The following is a 10890-nucleotide window of genomic DNA, read 5'->3' as shown; positions in this document are numbered from 1 at the left end:
TGCGTTGGTTCGAATCCAGCTACCCCAGTTCTTAGGTAATAAATTCAAGATAAAAAGAAAAATATCTTAGGGTATTTTTATTTTATAATTGAAGGACGTGAACGATATAACATGTCTTTGCGGGTGCTTAGGAAAAAATTATAAGTATGTCAAGTTTAAGAAAAACTTGATTGTTGGAGGATTTTTTAGATGAACGAATTTGAAGATTTGCTAAATAGCGTTAGCCAAGTTGAGCCAGGTGATGTTGTTAGTGCTGAAGTATTGACAGTTGATGCTACTCAAGCTAATGTTGCAATCTCTGGAACTGGTGTTGAAGGTGTCTTGACTCTTCGCGAATTGACAAACGATCGCGATGCAGATATCAATGACTTTGTAAAAGTAGGTGAAGTATTGGATGTTCTTGTACTTCGTCAAGTAGTTGGTAAAGATACTGATACAGTAACATACCTTGTATCTAAAAAACGCCTTGAAGCTCGCAAAGCATGGGACAAACTTGTAGGACGTGAAGAAGAAGTTGTTACAGTTAAAGGAACTCGCGCTGTTAAGGGTGGACTTTCAGTAGAATTTGAGGGTGTGCGTGGATTTATCCCAGCTTCAATGTTGGATACTCGTTTTGTACGTAACACTGAGCGTTTTGTAGGTCAAGAGTTTGATGCTAAAATCAAAGAAGTTGATCCTAAAGAAAACCGCTTCATCCTTTCACGTCGTGAAGTTGTAGAAGCAGCTACTGCAGCAGCTCGTGCTGAAGTATTCGGTAAATTGGCTGTTGGTGATGTTGTAACTGGTAAAGTTGCACGTATCACAAGCTTCGGTGCTTTCATCGACCTTGGTGGTGTTGACGGATTGGTTCACTTGACTGAATTGTCACACGAACGTAACGTTTCACCAAAATCAGTTGTAACTGTTGGTGAAGAAGTTGAAGTGAAAATCCTTGATCTTAACGAAGAAGAAGGACGTGTATCACTTTCACTTAAAGCTACAACACCTGGACCATGGGATGGCGTTGAGCAAAAATTGGCTAAAGGTGATGTTGTAGAAGGTACAGTTAAACGTTTGACTGACTTCGGTGCATTTGTTGAAGTATTGCCAGGTATCGATGGACTTGTTCACGTATCACAAATTTCACACAAACGTATTGAAAATCCAAAAGAAGCTCTTAAAGTTGGTCAAGAAGTTACTGTTAAAGTTCTTGAAGTTAACGCTGATGCAGAACGTGTATCTCTTTCTATCAAAGCTCTTGAAGAACGTCCAGCTCAAGAAGAAGGACAAAAAGAAGAAAAACGCGCTCCACGTCCACGTCGTCCAAAACGTCAAGAAAAACGTGATTTTGAACTTCCTGAAACTCAAACAGGATTCTCAATGGCTGACTTGTTCGGAGACATCGAACTTTAATCCATTCGAATTTGAATAAAATCCTTTGTTTTTAAAACAAGGGATTTTTCTTTTTTCTACTAGCATTTTTTGATATAATGGTTTTATGTTATATTCAGAAAAAGAATCACTTTATCAAACAATAAATGAACAGCTCTCTTATCTTTTAGAAGGAGAGCCCAATGTGTTGGCTAATCTATCAAATGCCAGTGCTCTGCTAAAAACAAGCTTTCCCAATACTGTTTTTGCAGGTTTCTACCTATTTGATGGGAATGAACTGATCTTGGGACCCTTTCAAGGTGGAGTTTCATGTGTACGAATCGCTCTTGGAAAAGGTGTTTGTGGCGAATCGGCAGCTAGCCGACAAACAGTGATTGTTGGTGATGTTAAAACCTACCCAAACTATATTTCTTGTGATAGTAGTGCTCGTAGTGAAATTGTTGTGCCGATGGTTAGAGAGGGACGTCTTCTGGGCGTTCTAGATTTAGATTCATCTCTTGTTGATGATTATGATGACTTGGATCAGAAATATCTTGAAGAGTTTGTTGCTATTTTATTAGAGAAAACCGAATGGAATTTTTCAATGTTTGAGGAGAAAGCGTAATGTATCAGGCCCTTTATCGAAAATATAGAAGTCAAACATTTTCACAGTTAGTAGGCCAGGAAATTGTTGCAAAAACTCTGAAACAAGCCGTAGAGCAGGAAAAGATTAGCCATGCCTATCTATTTTCAGGGCCTCGTGGAACTGGAAAAACCAGTGTAGCCAAAATTTTTGCCAAGGCTATGAACTGCCCTAATCAAGAGGGAGGAGAACCTTGCAATAACTGTTATATCTGTCAAGCTGTAACAGACGGTAGCTTGGAAGACGTTATCGAAATGGACGCGGCATCTAACAATGGGGTGGATGAAATTCGTGATATCCGTGATAAATCAACCTATGCTCCAAGTATAGCTCAGTATAAGGTCTATATCATTGATGAGGTTCATATGCTTTCAACAGGAGCCTTCAATGCCCTTTTGAAAACTCTTGAAGAACCAACTCCTAATGTTGTTTTTATTCTAGCAACAACAGAGCTTCATAAGATTCCTGCAACCATTTTGTCTCGTGTTCAACGCTTCGAGTTCAAATCTATTAGAACTCAGGATATTCGAGATCATATTTTCCATATTTTAGAGAAGGAAGGGATTGCTTATGAGTCTGAAGCTGTCGAGATTATTGCTCGTCGAGCCGAAGGTGGTATGCGGGATGCTTTGTCCATTTTAGACCAAGCATTGAGTTTGACTCAAGATGCTAGATTAACAACAGCAGTTTCTGAGGAAATTACTGGGACTATTAGTTTAAGTGCTTTGGATAATTATGTGGCTGCCTTGGCACAAAAAGATGTGACTCGTGCTTTGGAAAATCTAAATTTGATTTTTGATAACGGAAAAAGCATGACACGATTTGTAACAGATTTGTTGCAATACTTGCGAGATATTTTGATTGTCCAAACTGGTGGGGAGAATACTCACTATAGTGATCTCTTTAAGGATAACCTAGGTCTTTCACAGGCTGTTTTGTTCGAGATGATTGGAATTGCAACAAGTAGTTTAGCTGATATCAAGGCTAGCTTACAGCCTAAGATTTATGCTGAAATGATGACCATTCGTTTGACAGAACTTGATTCCCAACCAGGACTTTCAGGTGATGTGGCTGAGGAAATATCTTCTCTTAGAGAAGAAGTTGCGCGATTGAAACAGGCTCTGGCAAATGTTAACACAAGTCCCAAACAGACCACACCAACGCCAAGTCGCCCAGTTAACAGCAAGTCAATTTATCGCGTAGATCGCAATAAGGTTCAGTCTATTCTTCAAGAAGCTGTTGAAAATCCTGATTTAGCCCGTCAAAATCTAATCCGTCTCCAAAATGCTTGGGGAGAAGTTATTGAAAGCTTGTCAGGTCCAGATAAGGCGCTTTTAGTCGGTTCTCAACCTGTTGCGGCAAATGAGCATCATGCGATTCTTGCATTTGAATCTAACTTCAATGCCGGGCAGACCATGAAACGTGATAATCTGAACACCATGTTTGGCAATATCCTTAGTCAAGCAGCGGGATTTTCACCAGAGATACTTGCTATTTCCATGGAAGAATGGAAAGAAGTCAGGGCTGATTTCTCAGCTAAGGCTAAATCGTCACAAGGTCAACCAGTTAAGGAAGAAGTGGAAGAATCTGTCCTTCCTCAAGGATTTGAATTTCTAGCGGATAAAGTGACCATAGAAGAAGATTAAAAGGATATTGTGACATAATACGATGAACAGACAACAATTTATAATCATGGCCTTATTTACTGCTGCTGAGACCTATTTCCTTAATGAATCCATCATGGACCAACGGTATATTATGGCCTTGCTTTGGGCTATTTTAATCCTAAGAAATTTTAGAGTCAGCTATATTATGGGTAAAATTGTTAACGCTATTGATGACCATTTTCGAGGAAAGAAGTAACCCTCAGCTTCTAGACAAAATTAAAGCCTTTTAGGCTTTTTTTTGTTATACTATTAAAGTATATTTATTGACATTTTATCGTTTTTTACTAGAAAAATAAGGACAATTTTCTAGCAAAAATGGTAAAACGGATTGAAAAAGAAAGGAACTATCATGTCAGTATTAGAGATCAAAAATCTTCACGTTGAGATTGAAGGAAAAGAAATTTTAAAAGGGGTCAATCTGACTCTTAAAACAGGAGAAATTGCAGCTATCATGGGACCAAATGGTACCGGTAAGTCTACTCTTTCAGCTGCTATTATGGGGAACCCAAACTATGAAGTCACTAAAGGTGAAGTCTTGTTTGACGGTGTAAACATCCTTGAATTGGAAGTGGATGAGCGTGCGCGTATGGGACTTTTCCTTGCTATGCAATACCCATCAGAAATTCCTGGAATTACTAACGCTGAGTTTCTTCGTGCAGCCATGAATGCTGGTAAAGAAGATGATGAAAAGATTTCAGTTCGTGAGTTTATTACTAAACTAGACGAGAAGATGGAATTGCTCAACATGAAAGAAGAAATGGCTGAGCGTTACCTCAACGAAGGCTTCTCTGGTGGTGAGAAAAAACGTAATGAAATTCTTCAACTCTTGATGTTGGAACCAACATTTGCACTTTTGGATGAGATTGACTCTGGTCTTGATATTGATGCCCTTAAAGTTGTTTCTAAAGGTGTGAATGCTATGCGTGGTGAAGGCTTCGGTGCCATGATTATTACTCACTACCAACGTCTTTTGAACTATATCACACCAGATGTGGTACACGTTATGATGGAAGGTCGTGTTGTTCTTTCTGGTGGTCCAGAATTGGCGGCACGTTTGGAACGTGAAGGATACGCAAAATTAGCTGAAGAACTTGGCTATGACTACAAGGAAGAATTGTAATTCCCTCGTATCTTTTAGGAGAAGTAAATGACTAAAGAAACTATTAAACTTTTTTCAGAAATGCACGCTGAACCAAGCTGGTTGTCTGAACTCCGTCAAAAAGCTTTTGACAAAATTGAGAGCCTAGAATTACCAGTCATTGAGCGTGTCAAATTTCACCGTTGGAATCTTGGTGACGGAACTATCACAGAAAGCGAACCCTCAGAAAATGTTCCTGACTTCACAGCTTTAGATAATCATTTAAAGTTGGTGCAAGTTGGAACTCAAACTGTTTTTGAGCAAATTCCAGTTGAGTTGGCTGAACAGGGCGTTGTCTTCACAGACTTTCATTCAGCTTTAGAAGAAATTCCAGAGCTGATCGAAGAATTCTTCATGTCATCTGTTAAGTATGACGATGATAAGTTGGCGGCCTACCACACAGCTTATTTCAATAGTGGTGCTGTTCTCTACATTCCTGATAACGTGGAAATTGCTGAACCAATTGAAGGAATTTTCTACCAAGACAGCGATAGCGATGTGCCATTTAACAAGCACATTCTGATCATTGCAGGTAAAAACTCTAAAATCAGCTACCTCGAACGTTTAGAATCACGCGGTGAGGGTAGTGCTAAGGCCACTGCTAATATCACTGTTGAAGTGATTGCACGTTCTGGTGCTCAAGTGAAATTTGCTGCAATTGATCGTCTTGGTGAGAATGTCACTGCCTACATTAGCCGCCGAGGTAAATTAGGTAACGATGCAAGTATTGACTGGGCTATCGGTGTCATGAACGAAGGAAATGTTGTTGCTGACTTTGATAGTGACCTATTTGGAAATGGTAGCCATGCAGACCTCAAGGTCGTAGCTCTTTCAAGTGGCCGTCAGGTACAAGGGATTGATACCCGAGTAACTAACTATGGTTGCAACTCTATCGGTAATATCCTTCAACATGGGGTTATTCTTGAAAAAGCAACTTTGACCTTCAACGGTATTGGACACATTATTAAGGGTGCTAAGGGAGCAGATGCCCAACAAGAAAGCCGTGTTCTCATGCTTTCAGACCAGGCTCGTTCAGATGCTAACCCAATTCTTTTGATTGATGAAAATGATGTCACTGCGGGTCACGCGGCTTCTATTGGTCAAGTAGATCCAGAAGATATGTACTACCTTATGAGCCGTGGACTGGACAAAGCCACTGCAGAACGTTTGGTTGTTCGTGGTTTCCTTGGCTCCGTTATCGTTGAGATTCCAGTCAAGGAAGTTCGTGATGAAATGATTGCGACGATCGAAGAAAAATTGTCAAAACGCTAAGGGGAAGCCTATGTTAGATGCAGAAGCTATACGCAAGGATTTTCCGATTTTAGACCAGATTGTCAATGACGAACCTCTGGTTTATTTGGATAATGCTGCGACGACACAAAAACCACTAGCTGTTCTGGAAGCCATTAACCGCTACTATGAACAGGACAATGCCAATGTCCACCGAGGTGTTCATACCTTGGCAGAGCGTGCAACAGCATCTTATGAAGCTGCTCGTGAAACCATTCGCAAGTTCATCAACGCAGGTTCGACAAAGGAAGTACTCTTTACCAGAGGAACAACAACCAGTCTTAACTGGGTGGCGCGTTTTTCTGAAGAAATCTTGACTGAGGGAGACCAGGTCTTGATTTCAGTCATGGAACACCATTCCAATATTATTCCATGGCAGGAAGCTTGCCGAAAGACTGGGGCAGAGCTTGTTTATGTCTATCTCAAAGATGGAGCTCTGGATATGAATGACTTGCGTTCTAAATTGACTGACAAAGTTAAATTTGTTTCACTAGCTCACGCATCAAACGTTCTTGGAGTGGTTAATCCTATTAAAGAAATCACACAAATGGCTCACCAAGTTGGAGCCATCATGGTGGTAGATGGTGCTCAATCTACGCCTCATATGAAGATTGATGTCCAGGATTTGGATGTGGACTTCTTTGCCTTTTCAGGTCACAAGATGGCTGGTCCAACTGGTATTGGTGTCCTTTACGGTAAAGAGAAGTATCTGGAGCAAATGTCACCTGTCGAGTTCGGTGGGGAGATGATTGATTTTGTCTACGAGCAATCTGCTAGCTGGAAGGAACTCCCTTGGAAATTCGAGGCAGGAACTCCAAATATGGCTGGTGCTATCGGACTTGCAGCTGCAGTGGATTATCTTGAAAACATTGGCATGGATGCCATTGAAACCCATGAACAGGAATTGATTGCCTATGTCTTTCCGAAATTACAGGCAATTGAAGGATTGACCATTTATGGTTCACAGGACTTGGCTCAACGGTCAGGTGTCATTGCCTTTAACCTAGGTGACCTTCATCCGCACGATCTTGCGACTGCTTTGGATTATGAAGGAGTGGCTGTTCGAGCAGGTCACCATTGCGCTCAACCCTTGCTCCAGTATTTGGATGTCCCAGCGACAGCTCGTGCAAGTTTTTATATCTACAATACCAAGGCAGATTGCGACAAGCTAGTCGATGCCTTACAAAAAACAAAGGAGTTTTTCAATGGCACTTTCTAAACTAGATAGCCTTTATATGGCAGTGGTAGCGGACCATTCGAAAAATCCACATCACCAAGGGAAGTTAGAAGACGCTGAACAAATCAGTCTCAACAATCCAACCTGTGGGGATGTCATCAATCTCTCTGTCAAGTTTGATGCAGATGATCGTTTGGAGGATATCGCTTTTCTAAACTCAGGCTGTACCATTTCAACGGCCTCTGCTAGTATGATGACGGATGCAGTTTTAGGGAAGACCAAGCAAGAAATTTTAGAACTTGCAACCATTTTTTCTGAAATGGTCCAAGGGCAAAAAGATGAACGTCAAGACGAGCTTGGAGACGCAGCCTTCTTGTCAGGAGTTGCCAAATTTCCGCAACGAATCAAATGTGCAACCCTAGCTTGGAACGCCCTTAAGAAAACAATCGAACATCAAGAAAACAAATAAGACAAGCTTCTTTTGTCTTATGAAATATTAGAAATGAAGAATGAAAGAAAGGATATTATGGCTGAAGAAAGAGTAGAACCAAAACCAATTGATCTTGGTGAATATAAATTTGGTTTCCATGATGATGTAGAGCCTGTCCTATCGACAGGAAAAGGACTCAACGAAGGTGTTATTCGTGAATTATCTGCTGCCAAGGGTGAACCTGAGTGGATGTTAGAATTCCGTTTGAAATCTTATGAAACCTTCAAAAAAATGCCCATGCAAACCTGGGGAGCAGACTTGTCAGAGATTGACTTTGATGACTTGATCTACTACCAAAAACCTTCTGATAAACCAGCACGTTCTTGGAATGATGTACCTGAAAAGATTAAAGAAACCTTTGAACGTATTGGGATTCCAGAAGCTGAGCGTGCCTATCTAGCTGGAGCTTCTGCCCAGTATGAGTCAGAAGTGGTTTACCACAACATGAAGGAAGAATTTGAGAAGTTAGGTATCATCTTTACAGATACGGATTCTGCCCTCAAGGAATACCCAGACTTGTTTAAACAATACTTCGCTAAGTTGGTACCGCCAACAGATAACAAGTTAGCTGCCCTCAATTCAGCAGTGTGGTCGGGTGGAACCTTTATCTATGTACCAAAAGGTGTCAAGGTAGATATTCCGCTTCAAACTTATTTCCGTATCAACAACGAAAATACTGGTCAGTTTGAACGTACCTTGATTATCGTTGATGAGGGAGCAAGTGTCCACTACGTAGAAGGATGTACAGCTCCAACTTATTCAAGCAACAGCTTGCACGCAGCCATTGTAGAAATCTTTGCTTTGGACGGAGCTTATATGCGTTATACAACCATCCAAAACTGGTCTGATAACGTCTATAACTTGGTTACAAAACGTGCTAAGGCTCAAAAAGACGCGACTGTTGAGTGGATTGATGGGAACTTGGGTGCTAAAACGACTATGAAATATCCATCTGTATACTTAGATGGAGAAGGAGCGCGTGGTACCATGCTTTCTATCGCCTTTGCTAATGCTGGACAGCATCAGGACACTGGTGCTAAGATGATCCACAATGCTCCACATACTAGTTCATCTATCGTATCTAAGTCTATTGCCAAAGGCGGAGGTAAGGTTGACTACCGTGGACAGGTAACCTTTAACAAAAACTCTAAGAAATCTGTTTCTCACATCGAGTGTGATACCATTATCATGGATGACTTGTCAGCATCAGATACTATTCCGTTTAATGAAATCCATAACTCGCAAGTTGCTTTGGAACACGAAGCCAAGGTTTCTAAGATTTCTGAAGAACAACTCTATTATCTCATGAGCCGTGGATTGTCAGAATCTGAGGCAACAGAGATGATTGTCATGGGATTTGTCGAACCCTTTACTAAAGAACTTCCAATGGAATACGCAGTTGAGCTCAACCGCTTGATTAGCTACGAAATGGAAGGATCAGTCGGATAAACTTTATGAACAGAAACTGAGGCTGGGACAAAAGTCCTAGCCTCTCAATTGTCTTTGGATTGTCGAGCAAGACGCAGTGGTTGAGTGGGCTCTACTACGCTGATTTCATCAGCTTTTACAGCCCTACTCAACTGTGCGGAGGTGGGACGACGAAATCGAATTCTAACGAATTACCGATTTCTGTCCCACTCTCAGTTTTTTTGATGAAAAATGTTAATAAATATTCACAAAAATCCTTATATATGATAAAATAATACAATCTTATAAATTGGGAGATGAATGATGAATATTTTTAGAACCAAAGACGTTAGTCTAGGTAAGACAGAAATGCATCGCCATTTAAAACTATGGGATTTAATTCTTTTGGGAATTGGTGCTATGGTAGGAACGGGAATTTTCACCATTACAGGAACTGCTGCAGCAACATTAGCAGGACCTGCCCTTGTGGTATCGATTGTAATTTCTGCTATCTGCGTATCCTTATCTGCACTCTTTTTTGCAGAATTTGCTTCTCGTGTTCCTGCAACGGGTGGAGCCTATAGTTATTTATATGCAATTTTGGGTGAATTCCCAGCCTGGATAGCTGGTTGGTTAACCATTATGGAATTTATGACAGCTGTTTCTGGTGTCGCTTCAGGTTGGGCGGCCTATTTTAAGGGGTTGCTTAGCCATTATGGAATTTCCTTGCCACAAGTCTTGAATGGAACTTTTAATCCTGAACATGGTACTTATATTGATTTTTTACCAATTTTAGTAATTCTACTTGTTACAGGTGTTGTACTTTTAAATTCGAAAGCAGCTCTTCGTTTTAATTCTATTCTCGTTGTTTTAAAATTTTCTGCTCTTGCCTTATTTATCCTAGTTGGTATTTGGTACATTAAACCTGAAAATTGGTCAGATTTTGCACCATTTGGTTTTGGTCAGATTTATGGAGGAAGCACTGGAATTATGGCAGGTGCTTCACTTATGTTCTTTGGATTCTTAGGTTTTGAGTCCATTTCTATGGCAGTTGATGAAATTCAAAGTCCACAAAAGAATATTCCACGTGGGATTGTTTTATCCTTAACCATTGTAACCATTCTGTATGCCTTGGTTACTTTGATATTGACAGGTATCGTTCACTATAGCAAGCTCAATGTTGATGATGCAGTGGCTTTTGCTCTGAGAAGTATTGGTATTGGTTGGGCAGCTAATTATGTTTCACTCGTTGCGATTTTTACCTTGATTACGGTATGTATTTCCATGACCTATGCCTTGTCACGAATGATTTATAGCTTGGCCCGCGATGGACTACTGCCTCAAAGCTTCAAACAAGTAACCAAGACTAGTCGCGTTCCAAAGAATGCAACCATTTTAACAGGTGGAGTTTCAGCGATTGCAGCGGGTATCTTCCCTTTGGCAAGTATCGCAGCCTTTCTCAATATCTGTACTTTAGCCTATCTTATTCTCCTAGCCTACGGTATTATCAAACTGAGAAAAGAAAAGGGTATGCCCAAAGAGGGAGAATTTAAAACTCCCCTGGTACCTTTTTTACCAATCTTGTCTATTCTGATTTGCCTCTCATTCATGCTTCAGTATACCCTAGAAACATGGATGGCATTTGGACTAGCTTTATTAATAGGAGTCATTATTTACTTTGTTTATGGATATAACCATTCGACTGTAGCTGAAAATGAATAAAGAAAA

10 protein-coding genes are annotated in these 10890 nt (G+C 40.5%); all 10 read left to right on the top strand.

What is annotated here, in order from left to right; genetic code table 11:
* Positions 1-189 precede the first annotated feature (189 nt).
* Positions 190-1392 (top strand): 30S ribosomal protein S1, encoded by a 1203-nt coding sequence (gene rpsA, locus HMPREF2728_RS09040; protein WP_001001618.1) that lies wholly within the window; start codon positions 190-192, stop codon positions 1390-1392.
* Positions 1393-1477: 85 nt separating this feature from the next.
* Complete coding sequence (locus tag HMPREF2728_RS09035) at positions 1478-1975, top strand: GAF domain-containing protein (RefSeq protein ID WP_060955882.1); 498 nt, start codon at positions 1478-1480, stop codon at positions 1973-1975.
* Positions 1975-3639, top strand: coding sequence for a DNA polymerase III subunit gamma/tau (dnaX, locus tag HMPREF2728_RS09030; RefSeq protein ID WP_075227700.1), 1665 nt, complete (start codon positions 1975-1977; stop codon positions 3637-3639). Before HMPREF2728_RS09035 ends, dnaX begins: the two co-directional genes overlap by 1 nt.
* Positions 3640-3661: 22 nt before the next feature.
* Positions 3662-3856, top strand: a complete 195-nt coding sequence (locus HMPREF2728_RS09025; protein ID WP_075227699.1) for a DUF3272 family protein — start codon at positions 3662-3664, stop codon at positions 3854-3856.
* Positions 3857-4009: 153 nt separating this feature from the next.
* Complete coding sequence (gene sufC, locus HMPREF2728_RS09020) at positions 4010-4780, top strand: Fe-S cluster assembly ATPase SufC (protein ID WP_061416991.1); 771 nt, start codon at positions 4010-4012, stop codon at positions 4778-4780.
* A gap of 27 nt (positions 4781-4807) precedes the next feature.
* Positions 4808-6070 (top strand): Fe-S cluster assembly protein SufD, encoded by a 1263-nt coding sequence (sufD, locus tag HMPREF2728_RS09015; protein ID WP_075227698.1) that lies wholly within the window; start codon positions 4808-4810, stop codon positions 6068-6070.
* A gap of 10 nt (positions 6071-6080) precedes the next feature.
* Positions 6081-7307, top strand: a complete 1227-nt coding sequence (locus HMPREF2728_RS09010; RefSeq protein WP_075227697.1) for a cysteine desulfurase — start codon at positions 6081-6083, stop codon at positions 7305-7307.
* The gene (gene sufU, locus HMPREF2728_RS09005) at positions 7294-7734 is read left to right on the top strand and encodes a Fe-S cluster assembly sulfur transfer protein SufU (protein WP_075227696.1); all 441 of its coding nucleotides are present in this window, start codon (positions 7294-7296) and stop codon (positions 7732-7734) included. The genes HMPREF2728_RS09010 and sufU overlap by 14 nt, the downstream gene beginning before the upstream one ends.
* Before the next feature lie 57 nt (positions 7735-7791).
* Entirely contained in the window at positions 7792-9204 is a 1413-nt protein-coding gene (sufB, locus tag HMPREF2728_RS09000) for a Fe-S cluster assembly protein SufB (protein ID WP_075227749.1), read from the top strand.
* Positions 9205-9486: 282 nt separating this feature from the next.
* Positions 9487-10884 (top strand): APC family permease, encoded by a 1398-nt coding sequence (locus HMPREF2728_RS08995; RefSeq protein ID WP_075227695.1) that lies wholly within the window; start codon positions 9487-9489, stop codon positions 10882-10884.
* Positions 10885-10890: the final 6 nt, after the last annotated feature.

Origin of the sequence: Streptococcus sp. HMSC061D10 (assembly GCF_001808865.1) — a bacterium.
Lineage (GTDB): Bacteria > Bacillota > Bacilli > Lactobacillales > Streptococcaceae > Streptococcus.
This window is presented reverse-complemented; position numbering and strand designations above follow the sequence as displayed.